This is a genomic window from Marinobacter sp. SBS5, from assembly GCF_048285575.1.
Taxonomy (GTDB): Bacteria; Pseudomonadota; Gammaproteobacteria; order Pseudomonadales; family Oleiphilaceae; genus Marinobacter.
The window spans coordinates 44,017-61,648 of the sequence record NZ_JBLWAZ010000002.1 but is presented as its reverse complement, the minus strand read 5'-3'; the positions used below and the strand labels follow the sequence as shown (position 1 = coordinate 61,648).

Sequence of the window (17,632 nt, the reverse complement as noted above, 5' to 3'; positions counted from 1 at the left end):
CGGGCCTAGCCACCGTCCTAACAACAACGTCAAGAAACGGATTTTTGCATGCGTGCCGATTTGTCTCCCCGTACCTTTCTGGCAGGCCGCTTGGCCAGCCTTGCGCTTCTCGCTTTAGTGACTGCTGGCTGCAAAACCGAAAAAGATCCCGATCAGCCTACTTTAATAGGCACACCGGCGCCGACCGCCTATCTTGGTGTTGAGTATTACTACAATTGGGGCGCCTACGGCGGTGAGGATATCCTCGATTATTCGTTGGTTAACGCCCCCTCTTGGCTTGCGCTGGAAGATACCTCAAACAAAGCCCGGCAAGGCATTATTATGCGGGGCGTACCCGGTCTTTCCGGCGGGAACCGCGGTGAAGCGGATCTTGGCAAAAACACGAATGTCGAAATTGTCAGCACCGATGGCAAAATGTCGGGCTTCCAACCGTTCGATATTGAAGTTAAGCGCAACATGATGTCGATTGAGGCGGCGGAGTTCACCGAAGGTGAGGCTGCTGAGGTTGAGCAAAAGTCTAACGCGCGTACTTGTGCGGCACCGGATCTTAGTGCTGCCGGAAAGCATTCTTTTGACCTGAACACCTATCAGGATGATGGTTCTTTCGACCAAACGGAAGAAACCACCACTACAACTCACCGTACCTATGCAAAGGTGTCGCTGGAGAAACCATCTGTTACTCGTATACTCGTTGCGTTTCAACTGGATAGCGATTTCGATCCGGAAAATTGCGACGCCGGCATCAGTGCTCCCCACCAAAAATGCGAATACGGCACATCCAATACTGGGCGCGCGATTGTAGGTCAGGATATTGTCGTCCTTGGCTCTGAATCAGATAAAGCCGTTGATAAAGACGGGAATCCACTTGCCTACATCACCTACCAGCAGAATAACGCCAAGGTTTACGATCGTGGCGTACTGACGTTAGAACCGGGCATCACCGAATGCTACATCCCCTTAGAGGTAGTCGATGACCGCATTCCAGAGCCCAGTGAGCTAGCGTTCATCCGTTTGACGGAAGTGCGCGAAGGTATTGCGTCGCTCGGGGCAAAAAACACAGGCACCCGCGCTGGAATCACCATCGCTGATAATGAGCCTGTGGTTTCCGTTCAAACATTGAAGGGTGGAGCAAAAGATGCCATCAACGCGGATGACCGCGGCACTCCCACCACCTATAAAGCGATATTGACCGGTGATAGAGACGGCGAGGTGATGGTTCGGTTTGCGGAGCAGGGTAAAGGCTCCGGTGCCAAGAAAGGTACGCACTTCGAAATCTTAGACTCCGATGGATTGCCGATGCCGGAACTTGTGTTTCCAGCGGATCAGAATGAGGTCGAGTTCGGTATTCAGGGTAAGGCATACAACCTGGACTCAGACGACGGTTATGACGATTTGTTTTTAATCCTGGCGGTGGATGATGCCTACCAAGCTGGGCGCCAAGGGTATGCGCGGGGCGCCGGCGATAGCCTGCTACGGGTTAACCTGAATCGGCTGATTTCCGCGCAAACTTTTACCGGGTTTACACCAACGGATATCGAGCTGGGCCATGCCAGCCGGTTGTTTGTGGCCGGGTATACCGATACGGATTCTGAAGTTCGTATATACGATCAAGCAGGCACCTTGCTAGACACAGTTACTGTTGGAGCAGGGGTGACCAATGCCGACGTGTACATCAGTGTTGCTGAGCGAATCGACAGTAGCGCAACCCCGAGAGTGACCTATCAGGAATTGGCCGTTGGTTACTCCTCGCCAGGTGCCAAAGGCGGCCACGACGCCTATGCGGGTCTCTTCCGGTTTGATGGTTCGACTTACTTGCCTGTCTGGAGCAATGCGTACGAAGCCGGTTCAAACGCTGATGATTATGTCCGTTGGGTAGGTTTGAGCTCAGACCGGGGCAAGCCCGTGGTGGTGTTGGCGGGTGATACCGAGGGTAGCTGGGTAGGTCAGAGCAATGCCGGAGGTATAGATGTGTTTTTGGTCGAAGTTGGAGACAACGCCGGCACCCCTGAGCTGAAAGGCACCAGGGTGCTTGGGTCGAATGCTGATGATCAATTAGTGGCTGGTGACCTGAGCTCTTCTTCTCTGGTTTTGTTTGGCCAAGCGCCAGTTACGCTCGACGGCACCAGTGCTATTGGGCCGTTTTTTGCCACAGGCCGTGTAAATGCAGAGCTGAATGTTGTGCAGGTTGGCGAAGATGCCTCAGAGATATTGCAAAACGGTGTGTACGGTGCTGGTTTGGCCTGGTTGGTGGGTAATTCAAATGGGTTGAGCTACGACATTAAGGAAGTCGAGGACGAGGTCAATGAGCTGACACGGAGCCATAGCCAAAATAGCCAAGCCGGGTTTGTATGGGGGCTAGGGGGCAATGGTGCACCCAGGTACGTCTATCAAGTGAATGATTTTTCTGACACATCGAATGAAACACTCACGCAAAGCCTGTTATTTGACGGTGATATCGTGCTGGGGGGCAATACGGATGGGCAGCTGGAGGAAGGTTCTCCAAGTGCGACCAGCAACGATGGCATTCTGGCGCGCAGAAGCGCACAGGATGGTTTAGCCTACCGAAACTGGAGTACTCAGATCCCCACGGATATGACATTCCTGGATATGCTGAATTACCGTGACGACGAGATAATGGCGCTGGTGAATGTGGCAGGCGAACGGCAGCTGCTCGTCTTCAGCCCTGAAGGCGTATTGTTGACATCTGTTGCGCCATGATAAGAACAGGTGAGGTAGGAAAGAGGGAGCCTAGACGGCTCTCTCGTGTCTGCTCGCGCTGGCATAGAGTTTTAAGTAGTCAGTGCTTGTGACAATGCCAGAGGGCTGACCACTAGCGGCATCTACAATAAGCGCTGCATCAAGACGGTGGGCGAGCATCAACCGGGCCAGTTGGTGCGCATCGGTCTCCGGGAATGCGGTCAGAAAAGCAGGCAGCTCTATGTTGAGCAGGCTTTGGGTGTCGGTTTCAGCACGGTTTTCGTGTATCCAGGATAGTAGCCATCTGAAGTCGATTAATCCCGCAATGTTATCGTCCGACATCACCACCAAGTGGTGTACGGCATTGTCTTCCATCACCGCTAGTGCTTGGCTCATGGTGGCAGTGGCGGGAATGGCGTACTGCGCCGGGGAAGCGATCTCCGAGACCGGAAGGTAAACCCGTTCTTCTTTTCTTTCTCCGGCCGCAACCGTGCCGTACTGTTGCAACGCCCTGTGCCGGCCGCTGTTGGCCGCTTGCTGAAACTCTGCGTCCGTGGCTTCGTTATGGCTATTCGACACCGCGCTGGAAGGCTCAAGTTCGGTCACGTCGCCAACGCTACGATTCCGAAATATCTCTGGAAGGCGAGTACCGATGGGACGGCCGGGTTCACTGACATGAATAGACATAACAACACCTGCAATGGTCGCTCGACCATATCCTTGTGAGCTTCATTAAACGCTTATCGGCCGCAGCGTCGAAAACTTCAGTTTTATTGCTCCAGTGCTAAGTCTCAGGCTTGGGGTACAAGCGCAGAGTAGCCACGCGCCGACTAAGGTGATTGGGTAAACAAGGTGGTTGCCCTGCGATCAGGTCGCCCAGATATTCCGCGAGTAACGGCCCCCAAACCAAGCCCTTACTGCCAAGCCCTGTAAATAGGTACGCGTCTTCTACTTTGGTGCCCGATGCCGTGCGTAGTTCCCCAGCCACCGGTTGATAATCATGGGTGGTGCATCGGAAAGCGACACGGCCCTTAAGAGCCTGAGCTGAAGGCGCCTGCGATACAGGAAGGTTCGGTAGCATGCGCAGGAGCTCGTCCATGTTCTCTTGATGGCCTTCGACGGTTACCTCAGGGTTGTCATTTCTGATGTCGAACGTTGCGCCGGTGGTCGCTTGCCCATGGGCAACAGGGTTTAAATACTTTGAGCCACAGATAACCGTGGCGGGTGGGTTCACGGTACTCTCTGGCAAATAAGTGACCTGCCCACGAATAGGCTTTAGTCGTAGCGTGCCGGTTACAGGGGCAATCTCGGCCGTTTGATGGCCACAAGCGATGATCCATCGCGAAACCTGATGGCTTGTATTTTGAGTACCCTGCAGAGACCAGCCGCCTTCGACGCGTTCAATCTGCGCAACTTCAAAACCAAACAAGGGTGTGATCAGGGGGTGCTGGGATAGACGCTCACAGGCTTTGGCGGGTTCTAGCCAGCCTGACTGTGGAAACCAAAGTCCTTCAACAGGGATGTCAATGCCGGCAAGCTCTGAGGCTTTCGCCGCGCTCACCGGGGTCAAAAAGTTTTCAGGATATTGGTTCCGTTCACAAAATTTACGCTGGCGATCGGACTCTTTATCGGTCGTGGCCAGTTGCAACAAACCGGTGGGGTGCCAGAAATCATCCTGCCAAGGGCGATAGTAGCGCTGGCTGAAACTCAGAGCAGTTGCCGCCAATTCGGCTTGTGCGTTGTATTCAATGCCGAGCTTTGCATACAGCGCGCCCTGTAGGTTACCTGACGCCGCTGAGCCGGCATTGGCCGCTTTGTCGATCAACAATACCGGGATGCCGCGTTCGGCTAGATTGCGGGCTAAAAGCGTTCCTGCGATACCTGCGCCTATGATGGCAACGGGGTCATTGGAGAGGGGGGCTGGTACAGTGGCCTTAGGGGCGTTCGCTAAGGCTCCGGAGAGCATTTCACGTTTTCGGCCAAAGCCCGTTAGTTTTCGAGTCTCGAACCCTGCAGCTTCAAGGGATCGCCGAATTCGGCCCACGGCGGTGAAGGTAGCGAACGTTGTGCCCGGTTGGCTGTGAGCCCGCACGGATTGAATGACCTCATCGGACCACATCTCCGGGTTGTACTGTGGGTCAAAGCCATCGAGAAACCACGCATCTGCATAAAACGGGAGTTGGTCCAGACCGTTGCGAAGCTCACCAAAAAACAAAGTGAGTCTGACTCGCCCGCCATCGAAAACCAGGCGGTGAACACCTTTCATTAGCGGTGGATAGTGGCTGATTAATTGTACTGATAACGGGGTGACTTCTGGCCAGCGCGCTAATGCGAGTTTCAGTTCTTCGCGGGTTAACGGGTAACGCTCAAAGGAAATAAAGTGCAGTACGGTGTTTTGCTGGTGCGAAGTTTGCCGTTGCCATTCATCCCAAGCTGTCAAAAAGCTCAGACCCGATCCAAACCCTGTTTCGCCGATCACAAAGTGGCCATGGCTCGGCAGTTGAGCGAAACGCCCAGACAGGTTGTTGGGTTCGATAAACACATGCCGGGTTTCGGAGAGACCATCGTTGCGATTGAAATAGACATCGCCAAAACGGGCCGATTCGGGAACGCCATCTTGCCAAATCAATTCCGCCGGCTCTGTGGCCGGCGGTTTCAGGGGGCCAGTGATCGACATCAGTCTTCAGCGGTAATCCGGGTAACACTTTTAATAACGACAGGGGAGAGCGGTACGTCGGACATGCCTCGCTTGCGTCCGGTCTGCACTGAGGCGATTTTGTCGATCACGCCCATGCCCTGAGTTACTTTTCCGAAAACCGCATAACCGGCACCGCGCACACCTGCATTCAGGAAGTCGTTATCCACGACATTAATGAAGAACTGTGATGTGGCAGAGTCGGGGTTGCTGGTGCGGGCCATCGCGATGGTACCACGCAGGTTTGGCAGGGTTTCGCTGCCTTCATTGACGATGGGGGAGTTGGTGGGTTTCTGGCGCATGTCAGCAGTGAACCCACCGCCCTGGATCATGAAGCCTGATATGACACGGTGAAAAATAGTGTCATCGTAGAAGTCATCTTCCACGTAGTTCAAAAAGTTCTCGACGGTTTTGGGGGCAACGTCGGGGCGCAAAAGGAGTTCAAACGCCCCTTCGGAAGTCACGAAGCGTACTTTTGGCAACTCATCGTTGCTGTCCGCGTGCGCTGTGCTGGCAAAAATAAGCGCCGAAAGGACCAACAATGCGGCATAAATCACAAGAGATTGTTGTTTTACGAAGTTTGTCATTTAAAGGCTGCTCTTTGTTTCAGTGAGTGTCGGAATAGGTGACATAATCAGATTCGCTACAAAGCAGTTAACGATATTAACAGATCCTTACGCCGATAAGAGTAAAAGCAAACAGCAAGTAGGTCGGTGCTCAACTACGCTTGTAATAGCTTGAAGGAAATCACAATGCCGGGCTTGGTTGTACGGTGTTCATGGTGAACACAGGAGAACATGAGTGAAAGTCCAAAGAGGATTTGAAGAAAAGTCACGGCTTGGCCGGTTGTTGATCAATCGCGGATACTTGTCTGAGTCAGAGCTCGATGATGCGTTGAAGCTTCAGCGAACCTCTGGGCAGCGCTTGGGTGAGGTTCTGATTGCATCGGGCTGTATCACTGAAAAAGACCTGATTCGGGTTTTGAAGCACCAGTCTCGATACCGCAATACGGCGGCACTGGTGACGATGGTTGCTCTTCCATTTCAACCGTTGGTCTCTTTTGCGTCTACGAACACTGATAATGACGATGCAGAAACTGTAGCGAGTGCAGGGCAGTTGTATGAAGGGCGCGGATTCGCTCCGTTGACGGAAGATGAAATGTCGTCGGTGTCAGGGCAGCGGGGCATAGGTTTGATGGACCGCATTGAAAAGGTGGCGTCAATGCCGGGTAAGGCGGCGGATGCGAAGGGCGGCAACGCTGATGAGGCTGGCCTTGATGCGGTAGAGGGGGTTCGGCTTGCGGCCAACGTGTTTGTGCCTGTCTTGAGTTTCCTTGACTCTGACCTCACCATTTCGGGTGTGCAGTATCGTGAAGGCGAAGAGCGATACTCGATTCGGGATGATGGCGCTATAACGCTGGCGTTGCCCGAGCGCATTGAGGAAATCAGAGTGGAGAATATCCGAGTCGCAGGCGGGAACGGCGCATCGATGGGGAGTGTCAGTATTCAGGATATTCGGTTTCATCCCGATTCGAACATGACCATCTATACCCGTTAACAACCAATTGTTGCGTTCTAAACAAAATGCCCGGCCAAGAGCCGGGCATTTTACTTTTTACTAGCGAGAATCAAGCGCTGGCAAAAACGGTGCTACTTGAAACGCTGGTCTGCTGACCCTGAGCGCCGTAGAGCTTTTGCTGGCTAGAGGCACCGCGGAAAATATCAGTGACGCGTGCGAGGCGCTTTTGCAGATGACTGACCACTCGACTGTTGTTCTGGTTGAGTGACTGACACTCCCGAAGCTTTTGATCGGCCGCTTTCCACAGCTGATGCAAATCACTCATTCCGCCGGCCTGAATAAAGCGCGAGGGCTCGCCGGAGTCAGGGCGATAGCCCATGTTCACCAACAGGTGGATCTTCTGTCGGGCTCGATCACGGATAGCGCCAAGAATTTGATTCTTTTCTTGTGTAAGCTCTTGCAGAGGACTGATATCCGGAGAGGACAATGCCTGCTTCTCCCTAAGGAGAAGATCCGCCAAGCCTTCCAGCTGGCGGAGGTCTTCACTAAGAAGGGTCTTCAACTCATCGATAGCGGCCATATTCTACTCACCCAAAAATGCTTTCATCCATCTCAAGCATTTTCTGGGCCAGTTTTTCTGCGTCGATCTTGTAGGTGCCGTTATCCAGTGCCGAGCGAATCTGCGCGATGCGATCGTCGTCCATTTCCGGGTAATCGCCAAGCTTTTGCTCAAGCTGTTTCAGGTTTTTGGCCTGACTGCTAAGGCTAACGTTCTCGCCACGAGCAGCTGGGCCTTGCGCCTGGGCTTGATCGGCTGCTGATGACGTGGTGTTGGCGGTGCTTGCCGCTTTATCGGCCGGTGTTCTGGTGGTGTTGACCTGGCCTGGGCCAATTCCATTTAAGTCAACTGACATAAAATTACCTGCTTGCCTGTGACCACTGCTAACGAGTGGCAGAATCGGGTTTATACCTTCTTATCGGCAAGGTGTTGCCGTACTTTAGTCTTTTCAGGAAAAAAATTTCCGCTCTGTCGTTAAGCGCTATTGCATCGGTATCTCAACACGCCCCGGCGCTACCACGGTTGCCTTGAGTGTGCGCGCGGAACGAAGATTCTCTACCAGCACTTGCTCCCCGATACTTGCGTTGCCAAGAGCTTTGCCGCGGGAACTGACCGAAAACGAGCCGGATTGGGCAACAATAATAACATGGTCGCCCCGCTCGATGGCATCAGGGGCTTCCAGCAAGTCCGGAGTCAGCATTGTGCCCGTTTTAACGGGGCGGCGAACCATCATGCCCTGAATTGTGTCTATGTCGGTTAGAGTGCCCCGGCGACTGGCATTCAGCTGAACTTCGCTTGTCGTCAGGGCAGCGCTGGTTAATCGCTCGCCCCTTGTTAAGGGGCGTGCAGCAACGATGGCTTCGCCGTAGATCTCCACAGACGCCGTAACGTACATTCGCCACGGACGCTCGCCAGCGCAGCTAATAAGAATGGAAGGGCTCGGCGTTCGCAGCGGATCGCTAACGAAGTTCAGTTCAGGCTTTCCCTCGCACGGTGCCAGTTTCAGGCGCCGGTCAATATTGCCTATTTGATACTCAATGCGCCGATTTAGTTCCGATTGATCCTCGGCCCATGTTTGCAAGAAACGCTGTGCCATGTTTCGAATATCGCTGGCGGTTGTGGTCTGTTTGGCGAAGACGGGGAGGCTGAAAAAGAGGGTCAGCGTAAGAAATAAGAGGGTGCGCATCTTTGTTGCTTTGTCCTATGCTGTTGGTATGTCTGCTGCCCTTTAAAAAAAGTTAAGGATCTGGGCATATGGCCGTTACACTGTGTCTGAATTCAATGCTTGTGAACTATAAAGCAAAATCAGTGCCGGTTAAGGGCACCCTAGGAGTAGAGCGTCATGACAGGGGTACTTCAAAGCGTTAATCAGCGCACCCAGCTGGTCGGCCAGAATCGGCTCGAACTGTTGCTGTTTCGGCTCCGTGGCCGTCAGGTCTATGGTATTAACGTCTTCAAAGTGAAAGAAGTGTTGCAGTGCCCAAGACTGTCTTCTATTCCTAACAGTCGTGCGGTTGTGCGCGGCGTATCCCATATTCGTGGGGAGACCATTCCCATTGTTGACATGGGCATGGCGATCGGTCTGCCAGGCGTACCCCAGGAGCAACTGGCGACGAGCTTTGTGATCATCACGGAATACAACCGAAAGACCCAGGGGTTTTTGGTGTCTGGCGTCGACCGCATTTTAAATATGAATTGGGAAGACATCATGCCGCCGCCGAAAGGAGCGGGCAAAGATGTATACTTGACGGCGGTTACCAAAGTTGATGAAAAACTGGTTGAAATCATCGATGTAGAGAAGATTCTTTCAGAGGTTTCTCCGCTTCGTGAAGACGTTAATCAAGAGATTGTGACGCGAAGTGCGGCTCAGTCCAAACGTCATCTTCCTGTCCTCGTGGTAGATGATTCCGCCGTAGCGCGGCGCCAGATCAGCCGTTGTCTGACGGCGATTGGAATGGAAGTCATTACTCATAACGATGGCAGGCAAGCGCTGGACTACTTGAAAAGTCTCACGCAGGATGGTTCATCCATTCGAGACCACCTCTCGCTGATTATCTCCGATGTGGAAATGCCCGAGATGGATGGCTATACGCTGGTTACCCGAATCAAAGAAGACCCTGCGCTAAAAGATATGTTCATCATGCTGCACACATCGCTGAGCGGTGTTTTTAACCGGGCCATGGTGCAGAAGGTGGGTGCAGACGATTTTATGGCAAAATTTAGCCCGGACGAACTGGCTGAGCGTGTAATGGAATTGATCGGGCAGGATTGATGTCCCGGTTAACCGTTTTACCCATGATAGAGATGCAATGAACGCGGAAATAACGCCTCGGGAATACGAAGAGTTCAAAACGTTCTTACAGGATGCCTGTGGCATTTTGCTGGGCGATAACAAGCAGTATTTGGTTAAAAGCCGGCTACGCAGAATTCTTGAAGATAACGGTTTGAGTTCGCTTGGTGAGCTTCTCGAGCGGCTAAAACGGTCTGGGCGTATGGGCCTTCGCGAAGTCGTGATTGATGCGATGACCACCAACGAGACGCTTTGGTTTCGGGATAATCATCCGTTTCGTATTCTCCAGGACAAACTTCTGCCAGAGTTTGCTGAGCGCAAATCGTTGCAGCCACTGCGGATTTGGTCGGCTGCATGTTCAACCGGGCAGGAGCCATACTCGGTTTCAATGGTGCTTGATGAGTTTCGGCAGACCCGTCCGGGCAAACTCCGGGACGTTCGTATAACCGCGACCGATATATCCAAAAGCGTTCTGGAAGTGGCTCGTAAGGGCGAGTATGAAATGATTGCGATCGGGCGTGGTTTGTCCCCTGAGCGCCAAAAGCGCTACTTTAAGCCCTCTGTAAACGGTGGTTGGCAGATCAATAATCAAATCAAGGCGATGGTGGAGTTTAAAGAGCTGAACCTTCTCGAGCGTTATATGCTCGGAAAGTTCGACATTATTCTATGTCGCAATGTGTTGATCTACTTCTCGGCAGAATCTAAAAAAGACATCCTGACTCGCTTGCACGGAGCATTGAACCCTGGCGGCTACCTGATTTTAGGGGCGTCAGAATCGCTGAATGGCTTGCCGGATTTGTACGAAATGGTGCAGTGCCAGCCGGGTATTGTTTACCGCAAAAAATAGGCTCGCTTTGATCCGGACATCTGCCTCCGCTTATTCGAGTGGCAGATGACCGGTCTTTACCCAAATCACGGTTTCTTCTTCTACGAAGGGGTGGTGTTGGCTCATGTGTGGTGAGCGCATCCAGGTACCTTTCGAGTACCGGCCTTGCTCATCACAAAACTCTCCCGATAACACCAGAATTTCCTCACCACCAAAGTGCCGATGCGGCTGGAACACTTCGTTGGCTGGCCACTTTACCAGGGCAACGTGTTCGTGTTCGAAATCATGCAGGGGCATAACTTGCAGGCCGCCGATACCCGGTAACCACTCGGCCGTAGTGGTATCGATGCAAACCGTTGAGGTATCGCGCGGATCAAACTGGTGCAGTTTGACTAATAACGTGCAGCCTTCCTCGCTGAACGGTGCGTGGCCGCTGCCTGGAGGATTTCGAAGATACGTTCCGGCCGAGTAGTGGCCGTTTTCGTCGGAAAAAACGCCTTCAAGCACCAGAATCTCTTCGCCTAACGGGTGTTCATGCCGACTGAAAGAAGCGCCAGGCTTATAACGGACGATGCTGGTCGCGTGCCCGCGTTCTGCTTCCTCGCGTGCCAGCGGTTTGCGCTCGACACCCGAAGCAGGGCTAGGTGCCCAGTCAAGCTCGTGGGTGCGGATGACCAAGCGTTGAGAAAAGTCCATGTTCAGCATAAAGGCGCTCGCTACTCGTTATTTGATCAACTCTTGAATGTCGCGGAAACGTGGGTGCTTGCAGTCGCCCATCCATTCAAAGGCGACCATTTCAGTTGTGACAATCCTTGCACCGCTTTGGTGGAGGCGGTCGAGGGCCACATCACGGTCGAAATCATTCCGCGAACCGGTGGCATCGGCAACGACCCAAACCTTGTAGCCGGCATCCAGTAGGCTCAAAGCCGTCTGCAGCATGCAAACGTGGGTTTCGCATCCGCCAATAATAACGTGCTGGCGGCCTTCCGGTAATTCATCAATGAGGCCGTCCGGGCAGGCATCAAAGTGGGTTTTTCCAATGGTGTTATTGCACAACTCGCGAACGGACTCGACATTCGAGCCGAGCTTTTCAGGCAATTGCTCGGTGCCAATCACGGGTACTTCGAGGAGACCAGCGATAATCGCCAGTGTTGTGCAGCGATCAATCACTTCCTCACCTTGGCTGATCGCCGGCATCAGCTTCTCTTGTACGTCGACTAGCAGCAAGGTGGATTGCTCGGCTTTCATCAGCATTCTGTTTCTCCAAAAAGGTGGGCTTCAGGGTGTTAAGCATAGCGAAAATACCGGGCGAGTAGGGCGTACCGCCGGCTCTGGAATAAATTTTTAGAGAATTTCTCAGATACGGTTGCCAAACGCCGCCAAAACAATTAAAGTTTGCGCCCTCAAATGAGCGGCGAGTTCGCTGATTTGAAACAGTTTATTGGAGAGGTGGCCGAGTGGCTGAAGGCGCACGCCTGGAAAGTGTGTATACGTTAATAGCGTATCGAGGGTTCGAATCCCTCCCTCTCCGCCAATACGAAACCCCAGCAGAAATGCTGGGGTTTTTTGTTTGTGGCTATGAAAAGGTTGCTTCAACCTAACCCGGTAGACCGTAAAACGAACACGCCAATGGTCACAGTCACACTCGCCATCAGTGTGGTTAGCGCGATAATGTTGGCGGCCATCCGGTCATTGCCCCCCAGCGCTTTCACCATCACAAAACTCGCCGCTGCGGTGGGGCTGGCAAAGAACAGAAACATCAGCCCCAGTTCACGCCCTTCAAATCCCGCTAGCCACGCTGCCAACGTGCAGGCTACCGGCAGTGTAATCATCTTCCAGGTTGCGGAGCCCAGCGCCGGCCCATTGTCACTGCGCATTGATTTCAATGACACCGTACCGCCGATGCAGAGCAGGGCAAGGGGAAGAGTCAGTGAGGCAAAGTAGTCGCCGCTGGTCATCACCCACTTTGGTAGGGTGATTTGCAGCGCGGCGAAGGGTATCGCGACAACCACCGCGATAATGAGTGGGTTGTGGACGATATCTCTCGCGGTGTTTGAGAAATTCATGTGTTTGTTGGGCTGATAGGCCAGCAATACCACCACCGAAAGTATGTTGTACGAAATAATGATCAGGCCGAGCAATAACCCCCCGGCTGAAAGGCCGTAGTCCCCATAGAGGCTGGCAGCGAGCGCTAGGCCGACAATGCCGCAATTGCCCCGAAAAGCCCCTTGAACGTAAACACCGCGATCATCTCTGGGGACTCGTCGGGTGGCCCAGAGCCAAACCGCAAAAAAGCTCCCCAGCGTGGCCGCCAAGTAAAACAGCAGCATGCTGGCGCTCAGGGTCGTGCTCAAGTCGGCTTTGATGATTGCCAGGAAGACTAGGGTAGGCAGGGTCGCTTTAAATACCAGAGCTGATGCCGTTGAAATGAAGTTCTGGTCAATCCAGTCAAGCCGGCGTAGCCCGATACCAAGAAACACCATGGCAAATACGGGCAGGGTGGTTTCCAGTGTGTAGCTGAACGTGGCTAGTAATTCGCTCAAAGTACATTACTCTCTCGATGTGCATGGCCGAGCATTTTGGTTTATGGTGCGAAGGTACGTGGGTACTTTGGCACTCTCTATAACAAATAAAAAGGATACTTATGGCGACCGTCGACTCTTCACAGGAAGAGCTGAAAAAAGTCTTACAGGAAACCCCTAAAGATCAGCCGGTAGTCATGCTCAACTTGCTGCGATTCCGCGACCGAGCGAACTACCAGGATGAAAGTGAAGCGTGTTCCGGGCGCGATGCGTACAAGCGTTACATGAAAGAGGCGGCCGCCTGTGTCAAAGCCGTCGGCGCTGAAGTCATTTGGTCAGGCCGAAGTGTGGGTTCTCTGATTGCGCCGCCGGATGAAGCTTGGGATCAGGTATTGCTGGTGCGATACCCTTCGACAGACGCCTTCTTGGCTATGATCGAAAGCCCCGATTACAAAGGCGTTCTCAAGCATCGAACCGCCGCACTCGAAGATTCCCGACTGGTAGCCAATGTCGAAGATGGGGTGTAACCCGAACCCCTAAACAACCACTCCGGTTTGCTGAATAGCCATATAGGCGATGGTGCCTGTCGCAATCGATAGCAATGCATTACCACGCCATAGGTGGATAGCCACAACGAGCAAGCCCGGTATCAGGGCATCTAATCCCAATATTCCAGTATTCCAGTTACCCGATCGCTGCAAAAAGACCGTGGCCAATAGTGCCATTACCGCCGCTGGCAAAAAACGCCCGAGATGTTTAATTAGCGGGTGCTCGGTGTGGCGTTCGAAAAACAGAAACGGTACCACGCGGGTCGCGAAGGTGGCTAAAGCAGTGACCGTAATAAACGCGGCCAAGTAGTAGCTTTCACTCATGGCTGACCTCCGGTTCAAGCCTGGTTTGGCGCTGGTAACGGTATTGCAGAAGCAGCACAGTAGTCACAATCGCGATGGCAGCAATCAGCTGGTGTGTGGCCGGTATCAGCAGCATGGCAACGCCTGCGGCCAGGGCGCCCGCCCAGATTGGGAAACCATTCCTCAAGGCTTTGAATTGCTCGATGGTCAATACAATAAACAGCGCAACCAGTGCGAACTCGATACCGGTGCTATCGAAAGCCACCCACTCGCCCAACAGGGCGCCCAAAGTGCAGCCGGCGACCCAGTAAAGTTGATTAAAAGCGGTAATGCGGAAGTCGATTTCTTGTTCGTGAGACGTGTTGGCCGAACGTGGCCGGCTGGTGAGGAGCGAATAGGTTTCATCGGTCAGCCCGAAAATCAGGTAGCCTTTACGCCAGCCTGCACCGCGGAATTGTCCGAGTAACGACAGGCCGTAGAACAAGTGGCGGGCATTGAGAACCAGCATAGCAACGGCCACTTCTACCAAACCGGCATTGACGGCCAGCAGGCTAACGGCGAGGATCTGTCCGGCACCTGCGTAGATAACGAGCCCCATTAAAGGGGCTATCCACCAAGCGTAGTCGAGCTGAGTGGCGAACAGCACCCCAAAGGCCATCCCGAGCGGCAGATAGCCAAACAGGATGGGTAGTGTTAGCTTGAAGACATTCTGGTTCATTAGCATCCAAACTTTGTGAAAGGCACGATGATAATGAATTGCTTGGGGCTTTTGAAGGTAGCGTGAAAGGATTAATGATGAGCGATTATGCTAATGGACCTGAGTCGGATCCGCGTCAGGAAAAGTTTATCGTTGAAGCCAGCTTGCTCACCGAGGATCAGCTTGGAGGGCTGGCTGAAGAGTATTGCACCCGGTACCACGGATTAAACGATACCGAAGATCCGTTGGCAGAGCTCGGTCGCATACTTGCGGCTATTCGGAGTGGGGAACTTGTGGTGTGGTTTGACCCGGTCGAAAACACGGCAAGTTTGGGCTCCCCGACCTGACGCACTAAACTCAAGGGTGCAAGGTTTGACGTAGGCCAAGGTTTTGAGCTCCTTGCCTATGCGGTGGAACCGGTAATGGGTACAATTGAGTCGCTTTATACGTTTCCTGTTGGTGAGGTGAGCTTTGATCAGGGTTCTGGTTGTTGATGACCACGAGTTGGTGCGCTCCGGTATTACCCGCATGTTGGCTGACAATCCTGACATTGATGTGATTGGCCAGGCATCCTCGGGTGAAGATGCGATCGATTTCGTACGCAAAGCGCGCCCGGACATCGTACTGATGGATATCCGTATGCCGGGTATTGGAGGGCTTGAAGCCACACGCCGGATTATCAGGCTGGATGATTCTATTCGAATCATTGTGGTTACCGCTTGCGCTGACGACCCTTACCCAGCTCGCGTGATGCAAAGCGGCGCGGCGGCCTACATCACCAAGGGTGCGGACATTCAGGAAATGGTTCGTGCCATTCGTAAGGCCCATTCCGGTCAGCGTTATATCAGCCCTGAGATTGCCCAGAAGATGGCACTTAATTCTCTTGGTGGTGGCGATAGGGATGAAGACGGCGAGCTGTCGAAGTTCGAGCGCTTGTCGGAGCGTGAAATGCAGATTGCCATGATGGTGGTGGAGTGCCAGAAAGTTCAGGATATTTCGGACAAGCTCTGTCTGAGCCCGAAAACCGTGAACAGTTACCGCTACCGGATCTTCGAAAAGCTCGAGATTTCCAGCGACGTAGAATTAGCGCTGATGGCAGTACGGCTTGGGTTGCTGGATGCCGACACCGTCTGACCCCAATCAAACCCCCGGGGAGTTCGACAGCAAGAGCTTCCTGAAACAACTCTCTGAACGCGCCGGTGTCTATCGTATGTACGATAGTGCAGGGGAGATCCTGTATGTCGGCAAAGCGCGTAACCTCAAAAACCGAGTCAGCAGTTACTTCCGTAAAACGGGGTTGGCCCCGAAAACCGAAGCATTGGTTGGCAAGATTCATTCGATTGAAGTGACGATCACCGGCAGCGAAACCGAAGCTCTGCTGCTTGAACAAAACCTGATCAAATCTCTGCGGCCGCCGTATAACATTCTGCTTAGGGACGATAAATCCTACCCCTATATCTATTTGTCTTCGCATAGCGATTACCCGTCGCTGACCTTCCGTCGTGGCCGGACTAAAAAGGGTGGCGGAACCTGGTTCGGACCTTTTCCGAGCTCTGGGGCGGTTAAAGAAAGTCTTAATGTTCTACAGAAGGTTTTCAAGATAAGATCTTGTAATGAAAGCTATTTCAGAAACAGGAATCGACCTTGTCTTCAGTATCAGATTAACCGCTGCACAGCGCCCTGCGTTGAGTACATCAGCCCGGAGGAATACCAGCAGGACATCCGGCGTGCCACCATGTTTCTGGAAGGCAAGAACCCGGTGATCATCCGCGATCTGATGAACGCGATGGAAGAGGCATCCTCAAGACTCGAGTTTGAGAAAGCGGCAACCTACCGCGATCAGGTCAATCACTTGCGCCATGTGCAGGAGCAGCAGTCGGTTGACGGGGAGGGCGGTGATGCCGATGTGATCGCCATTGCTCAGGATGCCGGCGTGGTGTGTATTGTGGTGATCATTGTGCGGGGCGGACGAGTGCTGGGTACCAAGGATTACTTTCCGAAATTCTCTTTGGAACAGACGGAAGGCGAATTGCTGGCAGCGTTCCTTGGTCAGTATTATTTTGGTGGTGATACCCGCCGGGAAATCCCAAACGATATTTTGGTGCCGGTGAAAGTGGAGGGGCAGGAGCTTCTAGCGGAAGCTCTTACGGAGGCCGCTAATCGCGAGACCAGAGTGCGCGGCAACGTTCGGGGTGAGCGTAAACGCTGGCTTGAGTTAGCCATGACCAACGCCCAGCAGACCCTGCTGACGCACCTCGCCAGCAAAGAAACGGTGTACCGGCGATTGCTTGCGCTGCGGGACCTGCTCGAACTGACTGAAACCCCCAGTCGAATGGAATGTTTTGATATTAGCCACAGTCATGGTGAAAATACCGTCGCATCCTGCGTGGTTTTCGACGAGAATGGCCCCCTCAAAAGCGACTATCGGCTTTATAATATCGAAGGCGTGAAGGCGGGGGATGACTATGCTGCCATGCGCCAGGTGCTTAGCCGCCGTTATCGTCGGTTAGCCAATGGCGAAGGCAAAAAGCCCGACTTGGTTTTTATCGATGGCGGTAAAGGTCAGTTGAACATCGCCCGAGAAGTGTTTGAAGAACTGAATATTTCCGATATTCCGCTGATTGGCGTGGCTAAGGGTGTCACTCGTCGGGCTGGCATGGAACAATTGATCGATGCTATGACCGACGCTGTCTTCAGAGTGCCAGCCGATTCACCGGCGTTGCACCTGATTCAGCACATACGGGATGAGTCGCACCGGTTTGCCATTACCGGGCACCGAGCGCGGCGCGACAAAAAACGCCGGCAGTCCACCCTTGAAGGCATTGAGGGCGTAGGGCCAAAACGCAGGCGAGAATTGATACGCTACTTCGGCGGTATACAGGGTATCCGCAAAGCCGGAGTGGACGAAATTGCCAAGGTGCAAGGCATCAGCAAAGCACTGGCCGAAACCATTTACGCAGCACTGCATAACGAATAG

19 protein-coding genes and 1 tRNA gene are annotated in these 17,632 nt (G+C 53.2%); 9 read left to right on the top strand and 11 right to left on the bottom strand.

The genetic code is table 11. From position 1 onward, the window contains the following. Positions 1–48: 48 nt before the first annotated feature. A complete protein-coding gene (locus tag ACNQ6O_RS05910; protein ID WP_418052331.1) occupies positions 49–2,718 on the top strand; it encodes a hypothetical protein in 2,670 nt (889 codons plus the stop codon). Between the two features lie 30 nt (positions 2,719–2,748). Here the strand turns inward: ACNQ6O_RS05910 and ACNQ6O_RS05905 are convergent, their stop codons facing one another. From ACNQ6O_RS05905 to ACNQ6O_RS05895, 3 genes are all read right to left on the bottom strand, one after another. Further along, complete coding sequence (locus ACNQ6O_RS05905) at positions 2,749–3,384, bottom strand: CBS domain-containing protein (protein ID WP_418052330.1); 636 nt, start codon at positions 3,382–3,384, stop codon at positions 2,749–2,751. A 97-nt stretch (positions 3,385–3,481) separates the two neighbouring features. Next, positions 3,482–5,368 carry a bifunctional tRNA (5-methylaminomethyl-2-thiouridine)(34)-methyltransferase MnmD/FAD-dependent 5-carboxymethylaminomethyl-2-thiouridine(34) oxidoreductase MnmC gene (gene mnmC, locus ACNQ6O_RS05900; RefSeq protein WP_418052535.1) on the bottom strand — a complete coding sequence of 629 codons (1,887 nt, stop codon included), beginning with the start codon at positions 5,366–5,368 and terminating at the stop codon, positions 3,482–3,484. A gap of 5 nt (positions 5,369–5,373) precedes the next feature. Further along, positions 5,374–5,979: a peptidylprolyl isomerase gene (locus ACNQ6O_RS05895; RefSeq protein ID WP_418052329.1), complete on the bottom strand. Its 606-nt coding sequence runs from the start codon at positions 5,977–5,979 to the stop codon at positions 5,374–5,376. A 214-nt stretch (positions 5,980–6,193) separates the two neighbouring features. On the opposite strand from ACNQ6O_RS05895, the gene ACNQ6O_RS05890 reads away from it, so the two are divergent. After that, a complete protein-coding gene (locus ACNQ6O_RS05890) occupies positions 6,194–6,949 on the top strand; it encodes a pilus assembly protein PilB (RefSeq protein WP_418052328.1) in 756 nt (251 codons plus the stop codon). A gap of 70 nt (positions 6,950–7,019) precedes the next feature. On the opposite strand, the gene ACNQ6O_RS05885 is transcribed toward ACNQ6O_RS05890, so the two are convergent. From ACNQ6O_RS05885 to flgA, 3 genes are all read right to left on the bottom strand, one after another. Next, complete coding sequence (locus tag ACNQ6O_RS05885) at positions 7,020–7,490, bottom strand: flagella synthesis protein FlgN (protein WP_418052327.1); 471 nt, start codon at positions 7,488–7,490, stop codon at positions 7,020–7,022. Positions 7,491–7,497: 7 nt separating this feature from the next. Beyond that, positions 7,498–7,824 (bottom strand): flagellar biosynthesis anti-sigma factor FlgM, encoded by a 327-nt coding sequence (gene flgM / locus ACNQ6O_RS05880; protein WP_418052326.1) that lies wholly within the window; start codon positions 7,822–7,824, stop codon positions 7,498–7,500. Between the two features lie 126 nt (positions 7,825–7,950). Beyond that, entirely contained in the window at positions 7,951–8,655 is a 705-nt protein-coding gene (flgA, locus tag ACNQ6O_RS05875) for a flagellar basal body P-ring formation chaperone FlgA (protein ID WP_418052325.1), read from the bottom strand. Positions 8,656–8,811: 156 nt separating this feature from the next. Between flgA and ACNQ6O_RS05870 the strand changes: the two genes are divergently transcribed. Continuing rightward, positions 8,812–9,741: a chemotaxis protein CheV gene (locus tag ACNQ6O_RS05870; RefSeq protein WP_418052324.1), complete on the top strand. Its 930-nt coding sequence runs from the start codon at positions 8,812–8,814 to the stop codon at positions 9,739–9,741. Between the two features lie 37 nt (positions 9,742–9,778). Further along, positions 9,779–10,606, top strand: a complete 828-nt coding sequence (locus tag ACNQ6O_RS05865; RefSeq protein WP_418052323.1) for a CheR family methyltransferase — start codon at positions 9,779–9,781, stop codon at positions 10,604–10,606. A 30-nt stretch (positions 10,607–10,636) separates the two neighbouring features. Here ACNQ6O_RS05865 and ACNQ6O_RS05860 read toward each other — a convergent pair whose 3' ends face one another. Further along, positions 10,637–11,290 carry a cupin domain-containing protein gene (locus ACNQ6O_RS05860; protein ID WP_418052322.1) on the bottom strand — a complete coding sequence of 218 codons (654 nt, stop codon included), beginning with the start codon at positions 11,288–11,290 and terminating at the stop codon, positions 10,637–10,639. Between the two features lie 18 nt (positions 11,291–11,308). Continuing rightward, positions 11,309–11,839 (bottom strand): isochorismatase family protein, encoded by a 531-nt coding sequence (locus ACNQ6O_RS05855; protein WP_418052321.1) that lies wholly within the window; start codon positions 11,837–11,839, stop codon positions 11,309–11,311. A gap of 189 nt (positions 11,840–12,028) precedes the next feature. Between ACNQ6O_RS05855 and ACNQ6O_RS05850 the strand changes: the two genes are divergently transcribed. Then, positions 12,029–12,119 (top strand) — tRNA-Ser (locus ACNQ6O_RS05850). A gap of 58 nt (positions 12,120–12,177) precedes the next feature. Here ACNQ6O_RS05850 and ACNQ6O_RS05845 read toward each other — a convergent pair. Beyond that, positions 12,178–13,128, bottom strand: coding sequence for an AEC family transporter (locus ACNQ6O_RS05845; protein ID WP_418052320.1), 951 nt, complete (start codon positions 13,126–13,128; stop codon positions 12,178–12,180). Between the two features lie 101 nt (positions 13,129–13,229). On the opposite strand from ACNQ6O_RS05845, the gene ACNQ6O_RS05840 reads away from it, so the two are divergent. Continuing rightward, positions 13,230–13,634, top strand: a complete 405-nt coding sequence (locus tag ACNQ6O_RS05840; protein ID WP_418052319.1) for a DUF1330 domain-containing protein — start codon at positions 13,230–13,232, stop codon at positions 13,632–13,634. Positions 13,635–13,643: 9 nt separating this feature from the next. On the opposite strand, the gene ACNQ6O_RS05835 is transcribed toward ACNQ6O_RS05840, so the two are convergent. Together ACNQ6O_RS05835 and ACNQ6O_RS05830 are read right to left on the bottom strand one after the other, a co-directional pair. Beyond that, on the bottom strand, positions 13,644–13,979 hold the full coding sequence (locus tag ACNQ6O_RS05835; RefSeq protein ID WP_418052318.1) for a branched-chain amino acid transporter permease: 336 nt from the start codon (positions 13,977–13,979) through the stop codon (positions 13,644–13,646). Then, positions 13,972–14,676 (bottom strand): AzlC family ABC transporter permease, encoded by a 705-nt coding sequence (locus ACNQ6O_RS05830; RefSeq protein WP_418052317.1) that lies wholly within the window; start codon positions 14,674–14,676, stop codon positions 13,972–13,974. The genes ACNQ6O_RS05835 and ACNQ6O_RS05830 overlap by 8 nt, the downstream gene beginning before the upstream one ends. Before the next feature lie 77 nt (positions 14,677–14,753). On the opposite strand from ACNQ6O_RS05830, the gene ACNQ6O_RS05825 reads away from it, so the two are divergent. The 3 genes from ACNQ6O_RS05825 to uvrC all read left to right on the top strand — a co-directional run bounded on the left by ACNQ6O_RS05825 (position 14,754) and on the right by uvrC (position 17,632). After that, complete coding sequence (locus ACNQ6O_RS05825) at positions 14,754–15,002, top strand: hypothetical protein (RefSeq protein ID WP_418052316.1); 249 nt, start codon at positions 14,754–14,756, stop codon at positions 15,000–15,002. Between the two features lie 124 nt (positions 15,003–15,126). Next, entirely contained in the window at positions 15,127–15,789 is a 663-nt protein-coding gene (uvrY, locus tag ACNQ6O_RS05820) for a UvrY/SirA/GacA family response regulator transcription factor (protein ID WP_418052315.1), read from the top strand. Beyond that, complete coding sequence (uvrC, locus tag ACNQ6O_RS05815) at positions 15,773–17,632, top strand: excinuclease ABC subunit UvrC (protein WP_418052314.1); 1,860 nt, start codon at positions 15,773–15,775, stop codon at positions 17,630–17,632. Before uvrY ends, uvrC begins: the two co-directional genes overlap by 17 nt.